At 62.5% G+C, this 16325-nt stretch carries 14 protein-coding genes and 1 tRNA gene; 6 read left to right on the top strand and 9 right to left on the bottom strand.

Annotated features, from left to right (window positions below):
* Nucleotides 1–103 precede the first annotated feature (103 nt).
* The 4 genes from DEH80_RS03040 to DEH80_RS03025 all read left to right on the top strand — a co-directional run bounded on the left by DEH80_RS03040 (nt 104) and on the right by DEH80_RS03025 (nt 5790).
* The gene (locus DEH80_RS03040) at nt 104–1159 is read left to right on the top strand and encodes an NAD-dependent epimerase/dehydratase family protein (protein WP_109718982.1); all 1056 of its coding nucleotides are present in this window, start codon (nt 104–106) and stop codon (nt 1157–1159) included.
* 259 nt (nt 1160–1418) lie between these two features.
* Nucleotides 1419–2837, top strand: a complete 1419-nt coding sequence (locus tag DEH80_RS03035) for an alpha/beta hydrolase (protein ID WP_109718981.1) — start codon at nt 1419–1421, stop codon at nt 2835–2837.
* Nucleotides 2827–3474, top strand: coding sequence for a TetR/AcrR family transcriptional regulator (locus DEH80_RS03030; RefSeq protein WP_133249092.1), 648 nt, complete (start codon nt 2827–2829; stop codon nt 3472–3474). Before DEH80_RS03035 ends, DEH80_RS03030 begins: the two co-directional genes overlap by 11 nt.
* A gap of 60 nt (nt 3475–3534) precedes the next feature.
* Nucleotides 3535–5790, top strand: coding sequence for a DOMON domain-containing protein (locus tag DEH80_RS03025; RefSeq protein ID WP_109718979.1), 2256 nt, complete (start codon nt 3535–3537; stop codon nt 5788–5790).
* Nucleotides 5791–5831: 41 nt separating this feature from the next.
* On the opposite strand, the gene DEH80_RS03020 is transcribed toward DEH80_RS03025, so the two are convergent.
* On the bottom strand, nt 5832–7052 hold the full coding sequence (locus DEH80_RS03020; protein ID WP_109718978.1) for a BaiN/RdsA family NAD(P)/FAD-dependent oxidoreductase: 1221 nt from the start codon (nt 7050–7052) through the stop codon (nt 5832–5834).
* Between the two features lie 162 nt (nt 7053–7214).
* Here DEH80_RS03020 and fabR point away from each other — a divergent pair, with 162 nt between their 5' ends.
* On the top strand, nt 7215–7841 hold the full coding sequence (gene fabR / locus DEH80_RS03015) for an HTH-type transcriptional repressor FabR (protein WP_207774425.1): 627 nt from the start codon (nt 7215–7217) through the stop codon (nt 7839–7841).
* A gap of 3 nt (nt 7842–7844) precedes the next feature.
* Here fabR and DEH80_RS03010 read toward each other — a convergent pair whose 3' ends face one another.
* Nucleotides 7845–9017: a GGDEF domain-containing protein gene (locus tag DEH80_RS03010; protein WP_109718976.1), complete on the bottom strand. Its 1173-nt coding sequence runs from the start codon at nt 9015–9017 to the stop codon at nt 7845–7847.
* Between the two features lie 143 nt (nt 9018–9160).
* Nucleotides 9161–10786, bottom strand: coding sequence for an OpgD/OpgG family glucan biosynthesis protein (locus tag DEH80_RS03005; RefSeq protein WP_109719032.1), 1626 nt, complete (start codon nt 10784–10786; stop codon nt 9161–9163).
* Between the two features lie 198 nt (nt 10787–10984).
* On the opposite strand from DEH80_RS03005, the gene DEH80_RS03000 reads away from it, so the two are divergent.
* Nucleotides 10985–12043: a hypothetical protein gene (locus DEH80_RS03000; RefSeq protein WP_109718975.1), complete on the top strand. Its 1059-nt coding sequence runs from the start codon at nt 10985–10987 to the stop codon at nt 12041–12043.
* Between the two features lie 51 nt (nt 12044–12094).
* Here the strand turns inward: DEH80_RS03000 and DEH80_RS02995 are convergent, their stop codons facing one another.
* From DEH80_RS02995 to pal, 6 genes are all read right to left on the bottom strand, one after another.
* Nucleotides 12095–13345 (bottom strand): serine hydrolase domain-containing protein, encoded by a 1251-nt coding sequence (locus DEH80_RS02995; protein ID WP_109718974.1) that lies wholly within the window; start codon nt 13343–13345, stop codon nt 12095–12097.
* Nucleotides 13346–13459: 114 nt separating this feature from the next.
* Nucleotides 13460–13535 (bottom strand) — tRNA-Lys (locus DEH80_RS02990).
* Nucleotides 13536–13615: 80 nt separating this feature from the next.
* Nucleotides 13616–14305, bottom strand: a complete 690-nt coding sequence (gene queC / locus DEH80_RS02985) for a 7-cyano-7-deazaguanine synthase QueC (protein ID WP_109718973.1) — start codon at nt 14303–14305, stop codon at nt 13616–13618.
* On the bottom strand, nt 14302–14982 hold the full coding sequence (queE, locus tag DEH80_RS02980; protein WP_438938285.1) for a 7-carboxy-7-deazaguanine synthase QueE: 681 nt from the start codon (nt 14980–14982) through the stop codon (nt 14302–14304). The genes queC and queE overlap by 4 nt, the downstream gene beginning before the upstream one ends.
* A complete protein-coding gene (gene ybgF / locus DEH80_RS02975; protein ID WP_109718972.1) occupies nt 14979–15761 on the bottom strand; it encodes a tol-pal system protein YbgF in 783 nt (260 codons plus the stop codon). Before ybgF ends, queE begins: the two co-directional genes overlap by 4 nt.
* A 3-nt stretch (nt 15762–15764) precedes the next feature.
* Nucleotides 15765–16325, bottom strand: a complete 561-nt coding sequence (pal, locus tag DEH80_RS02970; protein ID WP_165831258.1) for a peptidoglycan-associated lipoprotein Pal — start codon at nt 16323–16325, stop codon at nt 15765–15767.

Genomic DNA, 16325 nt, shown 5'->3' with positions numbered 1-16325 from the left:
CGGAAGAGGCTGACTCTTTCGCCCGTTTTTGTTGGCGCCGTTCGGATCGCGCGCGCCTCGATCCGTCCGCCGCGACTTTTCTCTTACCAAAGGACACCCCCGCATGACCGATATTTCCCCCGACGCTCCCGTCATGGTGACTGGCGCCAATGGCTTTGTGGCCAGTTGGCTTACGCGCGCCTTGCTCGCCGATGGCAAAACGGTCCATGCAGCGGTCCGTGATCCTGAGAACAAGGAGAAGGTCGGGCCGCTCATCGAGCTTGGCGCGACCCTGCCCGGCACATTGAAGCTTTTCTCGGCTGACCTGTTGATCCCCGGCTCCTACGATGAGGCAGCGGCGGGCTGCGAGCTGATCTTCCACACGGCATCGCCCTTCACCATGCGTGTGAAGAATCCACAAACAGAGTTGGTCGATCCGGCTGTGCAGGGCACGCAGAATGTCCTGGACACAGCAAACCGGACGGAGACGCTGCGCCGTGTGGTGCTGACCAGTAGTTGCGCCGCCATCTATGGCGACAATATTGATTGCGCAGAGAAGCCCGGCGGCACGCTAACCGAAGCGCACTGGAATACCAGTTCTTCGCTTGCGCACAACCCCTACCAGTATTCCAAAGCACGGGCTGAGCGCGCAGCCTGGGACATGGCCGAGCGCCAGGATCGCTGGGACCTGGTCGTGGTGAACCCGTCGCTAGTCATCGGCCCACCGATCAACCCCAATGCCACGTCTGAGAGCTTCAGCATCGTCAAGCAGCTGGGTGATGGCAGCATGAAACCGGGTGCACCCGACCTGGGCATGGGTGTGATCGATGTCCGCGATCTTGCACAGGCGCATGTCAAAGCGGGTTATACGCCCGGTGCATCAGGACGACACATTGTTAACGCCTGGAATACCACCCTGCTGGAGATGGCGGACGCCCTACGGCCCACCTACGACCAGTACCCCCTCCCGCGTCGACACCTGCCTAAGTGGCTGCTCTGGCTGCTCGGTCCCAGTCAAGGGCTGTCACGGACCTTCGTCAGCCGCAATGTCGGCCACGCATTCAAGGCTGACAACAGCAAGGCCGTACAGTCGCTGGGCCTTGAGTTCCGACCGCTGGAAGCCTCCATGCAGGATATGTTTGCGCAGATGATCCAATCGGGCCGCCTGCGCGCGCGCTAAGCCGCGATTCACACCCCCAAAGGCGCCCCCTGATCAGGCGCCTTTAGGTCACTCGTCAGCGCCCTTCTTCACAAAGACTTGACGCGCGCGCGGGAATTAATTCACATTGATTAATCCGCTGAATGAATCGACGCAGGCTTGCGGACATCAGCGAGAAAACGGCACGGCGGCATCGAATCCACCGTCGCCACAACAACGACAACACAACAAGTGCGAGAGACGTATGTGCGGATGGAGACCCGCGGCCCGATTGGTCGTAATGGCCAGTGCTGCCCTGTTGGTATCAGCCTGTGGTTCGGATGCTGGATCGGAATCCGAACGCGATGACACCGCAGCTGTTCCCGATGACACCCCGTTTTGCGAACGGTTCGACGAACCCTGCTACCCCGAACCGGCCTGGTTTGCCCGCGAATCGGAGAACTACGCACGCACGACCGAAGCGCCCGAGATGCAGGCGAGCGATCCCAATTTTCAGGTGGTCTGGAATACACAGAGCACGGCCAATCGTCTGGAATACTCGGCGCGTAGCGCCGAAGATCCGCATTGGAGCTCCGGAGAAAATGCCTGTGCATCCTGGGCGGGGCCGTGTACGGGCGACCCCTTTCGCTACCCCGGAACCGACCCGTTCTATGATGAAATTGGCGAGGTCACTCCGGTCAATTTTTATGACTCGGAAGGCGCCCGCCTCAGCGGCCGCGTCTGGGCACCCCGAGATGCGACCGCCGGTGAACAGCTCCCCGCTGTGGTGATCATCAACGGGTCGGTGCAGGCCCCCGAAACACTGTACTGGTGGGCGGCCCAACAACTGGTTCGAAATGGTTACCTCGTGATGACCTTCGACCCTCGCGGTCAGGGTCGCTCCGATTCGCAGACGCCGGATGGCCAGCGCGGCAGCAACATCAACAGCGTGGTGTTCCGTCGCAATCTGATCGACGCCATCGACTTCTTCTATTCCACGCCCGATGCCCCGTATCCGCACAACCTGCCCGGATCACCCGGCTATGAAGGTGATGCGGGTGAAGCCGTCACCACTCCATTCAACCCGATCCACGACCGTTTCGATCGCGATCGCTTGGGTGTGGCCGGTCACTCGCTGGGTGCGACGGGCGTGAGCGTCGTCCAGGGTGAACAGCCTTGGCCCGGGACCTCTCAGGCCGATAATCCGATCGATGCCGTGGTGGCCTGGGACAATTTAAGTCTTTCAACCTCACTGGACGGTGTCGATGTCGTGCCGCGTGTCCCCGCCATGGGGCAGGCTGGCGACTACTTTCTTGCACCAGCGCCACTGAGCGAACCGCCCGACCTGGACGAAAAACGCCAGGGATTCCTGCAATGGCAGGCGGCAGGTGTGCCCAGCATGCAGGTCAATATCCGGGGTGGGACACATTACGAGTGGTCGCTGCTGCCTGGTTTCCCGGCGACCGCCTGGCAGGGTGGCGACGATGAGCAAGGTTGGGGCAATCCCTTGGCTCAGCATTACACGCTGGCCTGGTTTGATCGGTGGCTGAAACAACCCGGAGAGCCCGGTTACGAAACGGCCGACGCCCGGCTGCTGGCCGATGATGACTGGCGTGAACGGCTGAGCGTTTACTACCGATCCTCCCGCGATTTTCCGCTGCGTGACGGCCAGCCGGCGCGTTGCGGTGACCTGCTACGCCAGTGCCCGGATGACCGCTGAACGCAGCAACGCGGGCTCAACACGCCAACGGCTGCTGCTGGAAGCCATGCGCCTATTTGCCGATGAAGGCCTCAACGCGGTGGCACTGCGTCGCGTTGTCCAAGCGGTCGGTGCGCAGAATAGCTCGGCACTGCATTACCACTTCGGCGGCCGCAGCGGTCTGGTCGCCGGCATCGTCGAGCAGTTGGGGGAATGGTTGCAACCTCGCTGGTCACAGCGCTTTGATGCACTGGCCCGCGAGACGGCACCTGAGGCAATGGCCGTGGTTGAGGCGCTCTACGACCCGGTGATGGAACTCTACGCCAGCAAGACCTATGGTCCCAGCGCCGTCCGGTTTCTCGCGCGGCTGGTCTGGGACCTCGGTCAAGACGGGCAGCAGTTATCGGCCGAGTTGCATGCCATGCCGCTACAGCGTGCCGAATCCTTGCTCCGGCGCCACCCATGGCCAGCGACTGATACTGAGATTTTGCAACTGCGGCTGCTGATGACCATGGCCAATGTGTATCACGGCCTGTCGGACCGGAGTTATCTACGCCGTTCGCCCTTTGGCGCGCTCGCCCTGGCCCATCCCGACCAGGCCGATGCGCTGCGCAGACATTTTTACCAGTACCTGGTTGCTGGCCTGCAGGGCGCCTGAACACGGCAGGTACGAGACGAATAGAACGATTGACTGCATGAACAGCCTCAAGGAGACCACATGACCCAAGCACTTCGCAGCCGATACGGCTTCATTCCACTGGCGATACTGGGCACCCTGCTTAGCGCCTGTGGCCAGAGCGACTTCACGGCCAGTCCCGTCGGCAGCAACCCAACTGTCGACGCGATCGACTGCCTGGGCGAAACCGCCGTGGATCATCGGCCCCAGTCGCTCCCCGTCGATGTAACACCTCGTCCTGGCCCCGCGGTGCTCTACATGGATCCACCCCGGGCACCTCAGCTGGAGAACACTGGCGAGTGGCAGGCACCGCCGATACTGATCTCGGGCGCGGCCGCCTATCGCTGTGGTGAGTACATCTACCAGGATTGGCTCTTTGATGATCATGGTGCCTTGGGCCTGCCCGACCCGAATGACCCCAAGGGTGGGACCAGCTATTTGTTCTCGCCCAAGGCCGGATCGCTGACCTATCCGACCGATCCGGCGTATGCGAACAACGCAGCGGATCTCGTCGAATTCCGCGTCAAGCCGGTTCCAGGTGCCACGCTGTTTCGATTAACGCTCAATACCTTGATCGACCCGACCCTGGTCGCCGCGACCATCGCCCTGGGCGAAAGCGACTCCAGCGTCGCCTGGCCCTACGCTGCCGGTGTCAGCAGCCCGGCCGAGTACTTCGTCACCGTGGCCAATGGGCAGGCCTACCTACACCAGGCCGAAGGGACGCCGATCCTCCCCGCACCCACGCTGCGCATTGATATGGAGCGCCGCCAGCTTGAAGTCAGGGTGGACGAAGCCAGCTGGCAGCCGGGTGACGCGGAGGTCCGCATGGCCGTTGGGGTCGGGCTCTGGGATGCCGAGAACGAGCAGTATCTCCAACCGGCGGCGGTCGCCGATGCGTCGACACCGGGCGGCGCCAGCCCGCTGGGCGCTGCCCTGTTCAATATGGGTTTTCGATTTGATGAGCCGATGCCGGCCTTTGCACCGGGCGAGGGTCGTACCATTGCCGATGCGGCTGCGACCGCAAGAATCCAGGCTCGTTTCTGGCGCGAGAAGCTCCAGGCCGACACGCTGGCCACCGGTGATGTCAGCCCGCTGCACACGCGGGTCGATTTCGCCAAACTGCGTCGGGGAGACCGGGACGAAACCCAGGTGCCGACCACCGGTCCCATGAACCGCATCTTCGCAAGCCGGTACACATTCGGCCAGGGCGCAGATTACGAACGCGCCTGCGGCGGTGTGAGCGCAGCCAGGCCCTGCGATGGCGTGATGGTTGGGCAGTTACAGCCCTACACCCTGTATGTTCCGGAGCGACCCGAACCCGATGCCGGTTTCGGGCTGACGCTGATGCTCCACGCCCTCTCCGCGAACTACAATCAATACCTCGATACCCGGCATGCCAGCCAGTTTGGCGAGCGCGGCCTCGGCCACTTGGTGGTCACGCCGGCCGGCCGTGGACCCGACGGGTTTTATTTCGACGTGGCCGAGGCAGACACCTTCGAGGTCTGGGCCGACGTGGCCAGGCATTACCGCCTCAACCCCGACCAGGTGGCCATGGGTGGGATCTCCATGGGCGGGATCGGCACCTATCGACTGGCGCCTCGTTATCCGGATCTCTTCGGCTATTTGTACCCGGTGGTTGCCGGAGCTGGCGATGCCGAACCGCGTCTCGCGTCCTTGCGCAATGTGCCGACGACCATGTGGGCCGCGTTGCTGGATGAATTGCAGCCGGTCACCACCACCGAGGCCGCGGTCACGGCATTGGATGAGCTGGGCTACCGCTACGATGCCTACCTGTTCCAGACCTGGGACCATCTCACGCCATCCACCTACGACTACTACCAGCCAATGGCTGATGCGGTCGGCGATGCGCAGGTGCTGCGCGACCCCCACCACATCACCTATGTCCTGGCGCCCGGCGAGGACGAGCCCCGGGTCGATGTCATCGCAGATCGCGCCTACTGGCTATCGGAACTGACGTTACGCGACCCCCAGTTGGAGACCGGCACCATCGATGTCGTATCGGAAGGTTTTGGCCTCGCCGATGCCGTCCCGGAATCGCTGGCCCCTGAGGCGGGCGTGCTGACCGGTGGCCACCATGACCCGGCACCGTATCTACGCCGCCAACTGGTATGGGCCGATCCGGAGAGCATCCCTGCGGCAGACCGGATTGTGTTGTCCGCGACCAACATTGCAACGGTCACGATTCACCCGGAACGGGCCCGAATCAGTTGCGATGCGGAGCTGAGCATCGACAGCGACGGGCCAATCGATGTCACGCTGGCCGGCTGCGACGACTAGACCCAGCCATCCTTGCATCCAGCCCCGTCGGCCAGGCGCGATCAAACCGCCTGGCCGGCGGCCCACCCGGACGCCCAGGCCCACTGGAAATTGTAGCCACCCAGCCAGCCGGTCACATCGACAACCTCTCCGATGAAATGCACACCCGGCACGCTCCGCGCCTCCAGGGTTTTGGACGACAAGGCCGTGGTATCCACCCCACCCAGCGTGACCTCTGCCGTGCGATACCCTTCGGTTCCGGAGGGTTGAAAGCGCATGCTGCCAAGCAGCTGCTCCACCTGCCCCATCTGTTGTCGGCTGAGATCTGCGATGGTTCCATCCATAGGCACCGCGGCATCAGCGAGCACCTGCTCCAATCGCTCCGCCAAGCGTAGCGGCAGCCGGTCGGCGATGAGCGTCTTCAACTTTCGCCGCGGCGTCTGCGCTCGGGCCTGCTCCAGCCATTCGAGGATTGCGGCGCCGGGCATCCAGTTGATCACCAGCTCCGCGCCGTCCTGCCAGAAGGAGGACACCTGCAATAAGGCCGGCCCACTGAGGCCGCGATGCGTGACCAGCATGTGATTGCGGAATGCAGGCCCGATGTTCTGATCACCGGCCTGGATCACAGCCTCAACCTCGGCAGAGGTTCCCGCGAGCGGTGACCATTGCGCCAGCACGGGTGGATGCAGCGTAAACGGCACCAGCCCGGCCCGGCGTGGTTGCAACGGCAGGCCCCATTGCGCAGCCAATCGATATCCAAAGTCGCTGGCGCCCATCTTGGGGATCGACAACCCGCCTGTGGCCACGACAAGCCGATTTGCGGTGACCAGGCCCTGCCCGGTGGCCACGCGAATCGGGTCGGCGTGCTCCACCTGCACAACGGAACAGCCCGTCCGAATCGTAACGCCAGCCGCTGCGGCATCTGCTAGCAGCATGGCCACAATATCCTTCGACGAGTGATTGCAGAACAGTTGTCCCGGCGTCTTTTCATGCCAGGCAATGTCATGACGGTTCACGCGTTCGAGAAAATGCCACGGCGTGAATCGGGCGAGCGCCGACTTGCAGAAATGCGGATTCGCCGAAAGATACTGTGCGGGGGTGGCCTCCAGGTGCGTGAAATTGCACCGCCCGCCGCCGGACATAAGAATCTTTTTGCCGACCCGGTTGGCATGCTCGATGACCAGCACGCGTCGTCCACGTTCCCCGGCGGTGATCGCGCAGAACAAGCCGGCCGCCCCACCGCCAATCACGATGACGTCAAAGTGTTCGGCGGTTGGGGACATGCTCGGTCTGGCCCTGTGGAGGCGAAGCCCCGATAGCCGGGACGGAGGTCGCTAGTATCTCACCCCAGGCGGCGCGCCGCAGTCGCCGAGGCGCTTGGTGCTGCCACCTGCCGGCACCGCTGTACAATCGGCGCCCCGTATCGACTCGGTCGCACGCCCATCGTGATTACCCGACAGGACATTATTGACGCTGCACTTCGCTTGATCGGGCCACATCGCAGTGTTTCGACTCTTAGCCTGCGCGAGGTCACGCGTGAGGCCGGCATCGCCCCGAACAGTTTTTATCGGCATTTTCGCGATGTCGACGAGCTTGCCGTCGCACTGATCGACATGGCGGGTCAGAGCCTGCGCCAGATCATCCGTGATGCCCGCCTGCAGGTTTCCTCCACCCAGGAAGTCACCCGCCCGTCGGTCATGGTCTTCATGGCGCAGTTGGCCTCGGACGCGAAGTTGTTGCATGTCCTGCTCTGCGAGGGAACCGTCGGCTCCGATGCATTCAAGCAGGCCGTCGAACGCGAGTTGCAGTACTTCGAAGACGAGCTGTGCACCGACCTGGTCCGGCTGGCCGACCAACGCGGACAGCGCGTCCATGCCCCCGAATTGGCTGCCAAGGCCATCACCCGTCTGGTATTTGCACTGGGCGGCACCGCGATCGATGCCTCACCCCAGGAACGTGAAGCCATTGCCGACCAAATGGTCACGATGGTTCGCATGATCATTTTTGGCGCTCAAGCCATGGCCGTGGCCAACCCCGAACAACTTCGCCAGACCGGGGCTGCCGGGCGTTAGGGTTTACATTCCGGCTTCTTCGCTGAACAGCATCACACGATTACGCCCGTTTCGCTTGGCGGCGTAGAGCGCCGTATCTGCAGCCAGAATCGCCGAACTCAGACTCGTCCCTTCACCTGGTCTGACCACCGCGACGCCACCGCTTAGTGTCACCCACTCGGAGACATGGGCAGGATGCGCGATGCGTAAGGCCTCCACGGCCTGGCGAAACCGCTCTGCCAGGCGCTGCGCGGCCGTCTCATCCACGTCGTACCAGACCACCGCAAACTCTTCGCCACCCAGTCGGGCGGCGCAGTCCAAGGGGCGTCGCACATGACGCAGCAGCGCGCCCGCCACACGGGCCAGGCAGGCGTCGCCCGCAGGATGACCCAGCTCGTCGTTGTAATGCTTGAACCAGTCGATATCAAACACCGCGACCGCAACGGGTATTTGCTCACGACTGGCGTTTCGCCAGCTGCGTTCGGCGTGAACATCCAGTCCATGACGGTTGAGCAGGCCGGTCAGACGATCGTGCAGCGCCTGATGGCGACGGATTCCGCGATCCAGAAAATTGGTCCGAACGATGTACTCCTGCAGGTAACCCGCCGTACTGGCCAACGTGGCGACCGCGAGGTAGTTGTAGACCGCATGGGCAAGCTCAGGTACCGGAGTGCCAATCCGAAGATGCATGATCGTCAGTGCCGCAAGACCGGAGAGCGCCAAGGCCTGCGCCTGGTAGTACCGCAAGCCCAGCAATAGAAAATTGAAGATGAGTACGAACGTGATGGTCTGATAACCGTAATGCAGCCCCTGGGCGCGGTATAAGGCTTCGAGGTAAAACGCGCAGCCCAGCGAGCCGGCGACCACCATTGCGCTCACCCAGTGGAGCCATCGTGCCTGCGGCGCTGCGCGTAAGTAGACCAGGCTCAGCACGACCCCGGTGGGCACCGCGAACAGAAAAATCACGATGAAAGCGGCTTGTGCGGCCTGCGGCGGACGGACAATCAGCAGCTCGACTCCAACCGCGATCAGGCTGAGCACGACGGCAGCCACCTGCGCGCTGAGTACGTGACGCCGCATGAAACGGAGGTAATACGCACGAAAGGCGGCTTCCAGACGCGGATGGAACACGAGCCGATAATGGCCACGGGCCCGCTGTTGCTCCAGCTCCTCTATCTTCAGCTTGTCGCCGTTCACGTCTGGTCTTGATCGAACACCGGTACGCTGCCCAGAACGGGATGTCTGTCCGGCGGTCTGTTGTCTACGCGCAGTGAAGGCTACTGTATCGGTTGCTTGGTCGACTGGCCATGGCCCACATCCACCGGCCAGTCGAGGCAGCGCTACAAGTGTTCGGGATTGCGGAGCTTCCGCTGTTCAACCGGGGGCGGTGTCCATTGGTAGTGCCAGGTTTCGGTCACGCGATGCCCATCGACTGTCAGGTAGAGCCGCAGGTTAATCGGCGCGTCTGCCCCTTTCTCTGGCGGAACCACATCAAAACGGGCCCGATAGCCACCCAACGAGACCTGCGGGCGGGCTGAAGCGATCTCCACCCTGCCGTCCGACGCCTGAATCACCGGCTCGACCCGCGCATCGGGACCCAACATGTCAAAGACATCACCGGAGAAGTCCACCACAAAACGTTTGCTGTAGTAGTCCCGCCGCTGGCCCACAACCCCGCCCAGCCCCGTAAAGGTCTGCTCGACCCGACCCAGACTGCGGGGCAGGATGCGCTGCGTGCCCCAGTGCAATTCATAGCTGAACAGCCATTCCTGGCCGGCTTTGATGGGGCGATCGGGGTTCCAGAACGCCACGATATTGTCGAAGGTTTCATCGACAGTGGGAATCTCGACAAGCTGCACACTGCCCGCGCCCCAATCGCCCAGCGGACGAACCCAGACGCCAGGGCGACGGTGATAAAACACGCCGTCATCCTGGTAGTTGGCAAACGCCTGGTCACGCTGGAGCAAACCAAAACCGCGTGGGTCGGTGTCGCCGTAGGCGTTGAAGCGTAGCTCGGGAGGATTCACCAAGGGACGCCAGATCCATTCACCATGACCGGAGTGCATCAGCAGTCCATCCGAATCATGAATCTCGGGCCGCCAATCCCAGTCGGCGCGACGATCATTCTCGCCCACCATGTACATGCTGGTCAGTGGCGCGATACCAAGTCTTTGGATGGACGTGCGTGGATAAAGCGCCACGTCCACTGACATCTTTAACGTGGGACCCGGCGTGATATCGAACCGATACGCCCCGGTGATGCTGGGAGAATCGAGCAGCGCGTAGAGGGTGACGGTGTCAGATCCGGAGGTCGGCTTCTGCAGCCAAAAGTCGGTGAAGACCGGGAATTCCTCACCACCAGGTTCTGCGGTATCAACCGCCAATCCCCGTGCCGACAGACCGTATTGCAGCTCGCTGCCGACAGCGCGGAAGTAGCTGGCCCCCAGAAAGGCGAACACGTCCCGTGCCCAGTCAGTGTGGAAGTGGTATCGAAAGCCGGCGAAGCCGAGGTCCTCCGGTAGATCACCCGGGTCGATGCCGGAGTCCCCATACTCGAACAAGCTCGGCTCGTAGACCATGGGCCGCGCCTGGCCATTCTCCAGCAGGTGGATCTGCACGGGCGTCCTGAAGTAAAGCCCCAGATGAAACAGCTCCGCGCGGAACCGGTTTGACGGGTCCTGGCTGGTCCACAACGCCTGCTGTCGATCAAACCGGAGGGCCTGATAATCATCCCAACTCAGCCGTTGGAGCACGGCGGGTATCTCACCCTCCCGGCTTTCATACGGCTGCTCCGCCAGGCTGCGGGCCTGGCCCTTGAGCCAGGCGTAATCAAAAGGCTGTGAGCTGCCGGAAGCATCGGCCGCGGTTGCATGACCTGCCCCCAACATGACCGTCCAGACCAAGAAGCCTGATCGCAGCAGTGTGGTGGTACGACCGTGTAAAAACCAAGGCACAACAAGTTTCATCAGCGCGTCCTGAGTGGGGACCAGGCCCATGCCAGGCCCAGTGCTCGACACAATGCCCCCCCTACGGAACGCCCCCTTGCTTCCATAGAGAGTCCTCAAGCGCGCGGAAAAGTTCCGCCCCCCCTGCATGGGGTCTATCCGGGCAATCCGGGCTGGACAATGCTGGGGATTCCATCAATTACTGCCGGAGTCCTTCCCATGAAACCACTACTTGCCACCAGCGCCGTCGTTTTGCTGTCAGCCAGTCTCGTTGCCTGTAGCGATGACGATAGCAACGCAGATTCGGAGACCGGCCCCGTTGGTTCGGCGGACCTCAGCGATGCCGACACGGTCCGTGCTCAGGCGGGTCAACTGGCGCAAATGATTAGCAGCCTCGATCAGGTCAGCAGTGCGCTGGGTGCGGAGAGCAGACGCAAGACCTTTGAGAATGGGGAATGCGATTCGGGCTCCGTGTCCCCATACACCGCCTCGGGTCAGTCCGTCGGTTCACCGTTTACTGATCAGACCTTTGACCTCAGCGGCGAAACCGCTGATGCCTGCAGACTGACCGGCAACCTGGACAACGGCGACTCGGCGAATGACTACCTCGAAATCGATGGCCGAACGGCATCCGGTGACGTCTCAGAAGGGACAGCAACCATACTGCACGCTGCCGTCGGCGTGAGCGCAGACCAGCCATATCGCCTCCGTTACCACCTCGACACGGATCAGCAGGGCTCGAATACCGTTGTCGACATCGACTACGGCATCCGTGTTCGCGTGGATGGTTCGGACGATAGCGAAACAGGCGAGGAAGACCAGCGGCTGATCTTCAGCCTGGGTGGAGACTACAGCGTGAGCGGCAGCGCTAACGGTCAGAACTTCTCCAGCGACGGGCGTTTCTCGTCGTATCTAGGGACGGATGATGCGCCGTTCCGCCTGTTCACCGACAGCAGCGGTCACTATATCGATGGCCCGACGGGATTCTCCATCTCACCCGCCGTGCCACAGGCCGGCTGCGCCAATGCCACCGCTGAAATTGCGACAACGGATGCGCTGGTGGATGCGGGTAGTGGGATCAGCCCATTTGCCGCAGGAACCATCGAAATCACCAGCGGTGGCTCCACTGCCAGCATCCAGTTCAACAGCGATGATACGGTCACGCTGACGCCCGATGGCGGCGCGGCCGAAACCGTGGACTACGCAGAACTCCTGGCGGCTGCCGGCGCCTGTTCGGGTATTGCACTCACCGGGCTGGCGTTCCTGGGCGGCCTGTAGGGCGACTGCCCTCCACGCCTGGGCCCCGCGCCCAGGCGTGGACGCCTTGGGCTACAGCGGCGGCAAACGGCCGATGGACGTCACCACTCTCGCCAATTGGAAAAGATGCGGTGTCATCGCCGGCTTTCCGGTGGTCAGCAGGCTAACCGCCAGCTGCCGCTTGGGATCCGCCCAGCACAGGATGTTGATAAAACCCAGATGGCCGAAACTGGTTTCCGAGTTGCGCCCGTAAAGGCCCACGGGTGCATCCCCCAGCAGCATCCCTTCCGAGAATCGCACCGGCACCATTAAGGTCTTGTCGATCTGCCGCTCGGCCGCCGGCATCTGCAGACGACGTGCTGTGGAGGATTTCATCACCTGCCGCCCCTGCCACTGCCCGTCTTGCAACAGCATGGCGTAAAACCGGCATACCTCATCGGCAGTCGCGCAGATGTTCCCGGCGGGGATCACCGCGTCGGTGAAGCGTGGATCGGTGGATATGTCTGGCACCGTCTCGAACCGAGCACCCAGTGCGCGTTTGGCAATCATCCCAACGAGCATGGGCGGAACCGGCCCGGTGAACGCATCCTGAGCCAGCATGTGACGCTGATCCGCCGGCATGCCGTAGTTGAAATACTGGAGGCCGAGCGGGGTTCGCAGATTGCGGTCCATGAGGGGGCGCAGTTCTTCACCAGACACCCGCCGAGCAATTTCACCGAGGATGAACCCTCCGGTGATGGCGTGATAGGCCACCTGTTTGCCCCCCCGATGCAGCGGCTTGGCCCGACAGAGCATATCGACGGCCGCATCCCAGTCGAACAGAATGCTGGGGTCCGGTTGGCGCATGGGAATGCGAGGAATGCCGGCCCGATGCGCCAGCAGCTCCGACACGGTGACACGATGCTTGCCGCGGGCGCCAAATTCCGGGACATACTCCGCCACAGGGGCATCCAGCGACAGCAGGCCCTGCTCCGCCAGCTGATGCACCAGCACCGCGGTGATCGCCTTGGAGGCCGAGAACAGACAGACCGGGGTATCCGGACTGCCGACAACCGCCCGACCATCAGCGGGATCACCCGGGGCATTGCCACGCGTGTGGCCAATCGACCGCTTCATGACGCACTGGCCCTGACGCCAGATCCCTAGCGATATGAACGGCTGTGTGCCCGTCCGGTAGAGATGCTCGACGCTGGTCCAGATCCGCCGCAGGCCTTTGTCGGAAAGACCCAGAGAGGCGGGGTCCGTTTCCGCACTCTGATCCACGCGGGTGACTGTAGCGAGGTCCTTGGGGACTCGAATCAGGTTACGTCGGCGTCGGAGCATGCAGGTCGATCACGATCAGGTCAGGCACTGATCATACACAGCACCGCGACGGTGCAAGCGCCTGAGCCCCAGAACCAACAACGCCCCGAAGAACGGGGCGCTATCGAAACGAGATGGTGGGTCGTGCTGGGCTCGAACCAGCGACCAGCGGATTAAAAGTCCGATGCTCTACCAACTGAGCTAACGACCCAAAACTGCAATACATCATCGATGTGGCTACGGGCCGACTGACGCAGTCTGCGCCACAGCATGCCCGAGCGGGCGCGCATTCTAACCGCTCGCGCCCGACTGGTACAGGGTCGGATCCAATACACCCGCCTGCGCAAAGCCATCACGGCGGATTCGGCAGGAATCGCAGACCCCACAAGCCGCGCCACCAGCGTCCGCCTGGTAACAGGACACCGTCATGGCGTAGTCCACACCCAACGCGACTCCGCGTCGAATAATGTCGGCTTTGGTCAACTGAATCAGCGGCGCGTGGACCGCCAAGCCCTGCCCCGTCTCGACACCCTGGCGGGTCGCCCAACGCGACAGGTTGGCGAATGCATCGATGAAGGCTGGGCGGCAGTCCGGATACCCGGAGTAATCGACCGCGTTGACCCCGATAAACACAGCGTTGGCACCGATGACTTCCGCATGCGCCATGGCGATCGACAACATGACCGTGTTGCGCGCCGGTACGTAGGTGACCGGGATGCCGTCTGTCTGGCGGGTCGGTACATCAATGTTCGGGTCGGTCAATGCAGACCCCCCGAGCGCGTCCAGCCCGACGGCGACTTCGCGATGATCCACTGCCCCGAGATGCGAACACACCCGCTTGGCGGCCTGTAGCTCAGACAGGTGGCGCTGTCCGTAATGAACCGACAGGCCGTGACATTCGAAGCCCTCATGGCGAGCAATCGCGAGTGTCGTCGCTGAATCCAGACCGCCGGATACCAGGACCACCGCCCGAGCGCTCATCGCCCCGGCTCCTGACCCCAGATGATCTTATGCATTTGTAACTGCAGGCGGCCCGGCACCCCGGAGCTGGCGACCCACTCCGCGAGTTCCGGCAAGGACATGGTTTCCCAGACCGGAGACCAGAGGATTTCCACGCCGGCCGGCAACGCGGCATCGCGGAGCCACTGGCGGCACCAGTCCAGATCCGCGGATTCACCCACCACGAATTTGACTTGGTCGCCTGACTTCAACGCCTGAGGGTTGGTTGCCAGATTGCGGCTGCATTCACCGGAGCTCGGTGTCTTGACGTCCATCACGACAATGACTCGCCGATCCAGCCCTTCGATGGGCAACGCCCCGCTGGTTTCCAGTGACACCGTGTAACCGGCATCGCAAAGCGTTGAAAGCAATGCGGGAGCCGCTTTCTGGGCCAGAGGCTCGCCTCCCGTCACGCAGACATGACGCACCGAAAAGTCTTGAACAGTGTCCAGAATCTCGGAGCCGGTCATCCACTGCCCGCCCTGGAAGGCATAGGCGGTATCACAGTAACCGCAGCGCAGCGGGCAACCCGTAAGACGGACAAAGGTGGTCGGCAAGCCGGCCAGGGTGCTCTCACCCTGAACCGATCGGAAGATTTCAGTGATTCGTAGCCGCAGTTCCTGCGACCGATGTGGGGTCGCGGGGGCTGCCACGACTATCGACCTTCTCGATCCATGCGATCCAGCCGCTGACGTGCCAGGCTCGCTGCCGATGCATTGGGATGCTGTTCGAGCACCTGCTGAAGGGTGGCCCGCGCCTCTCCAAAGTTGCCCTGCTCATAGTCGATATAAGCCGACTTCAGCAATGCGTCAGGCACCTTGGGGCTGTCAGGATACCGCTGGATCATGCTGACAAAGGCTTCGTTAGCCGGGCCGTATTCCTGCTTGACGTAATACGCTTCACCCAGCCAGTACTGGGCATTATCGGCGTACACGCTGTTGGGATACTTGCTGCGGAACGATTGGAACGAACGAATCGCCGCATCAAACTTGCCGGCTTTCAGCAAATCAAAGGCCGTGACATAGGCCTTTTCGATCTCGGGGTCGCTCGCCACCTCGGCGGCGCTGACCTGCGCCGTCCCATCCGGACTGGCCGATCCGGCCAGCGCTCCAACGCCGGATTGCTCCAGACGCTGGAGGCGCTTATCGATGTCCAGGTAGAGCTGACGCTCCCGGCGCTTGGACGCTTCCAGCTCGTAGCTGAGTCGTTCAACCTCACCACGGAGCTCACGCATCTTGGCCTCTACACCATCGACGGCTTCGGCCACCTGCACCAGATTCAGATTCTCGAGTCGCCGGTCCACCCGCTCCGCGCGCTGTTCCAGCGCATTCAGCCGCAGTTGTTCGGGACTCGGTTCATTGGAACCGAAAGAGGCGCAGCCCGATGCCAGGCTGCCGATCGCGAGCAGCGCCAGGCTGCCGGGAATGCGTGATTTCATGGACTACCGATACTGGATGACAACGCGTCGATTCTTGGCCCAGGCATCTTCATTGCTGCCGAGCGCGACGGGGTTCTCTTCGCCATAGCTGATGACGCTGATCTGATTCTTGGCGACGCCGCGGAGCATCATCGCCCGTTCAACGGACTTGGCCCGGCGTTCGCCCAGCGCGATGTTGTACTCGCGTGTGCCACGTTCGTCCGTATGTCCTTCCAGGCGAATCCTCGTGCCCGGATTGGCGACCAGATAGTCCGCATGCGCGCGGATGATGTCACGGGCCTTGGACCCCAGCTCTGCGCTGTCGAACTCGAAGTAGATCGTGCGCTCTTCCAGCAGGGCCTGCCCCGCGCGGCGTTCGGCCTCTGCCGCGGCAGCTTCGGCCGCACGCTGACGCTCGAGCCGCCGGGCTTCTGCCTCACCGTATTCCGAACCACTCCCTGTGGTAAACGAGCTTTCGGGCTGGGTTTCCGTCGTGGCCGGCTGATCCAATGCCGTCTCATCGCCGCTCGCGCAACCCGTCAGCACAGCAGCCGTTACCACCAACAAGCCAATTCGTTTGAGCAT

The sequence above is a fragment of the Abyssibacter profundi genome (assembly GCF_003151135.1).
GTDB classification, from domain to species: domain Bacteria; phylum Pseudomonadota; class Gammaproteobacteria; order Nevskiales; family OUC007; genus Abyssibacter; species Abyssibacter profundi.
The sequence above is the reverse complement of the archived record's forward strand: the minus strand, read 5'-3'. Positions and strand labels throughout refer to the sequence as shown.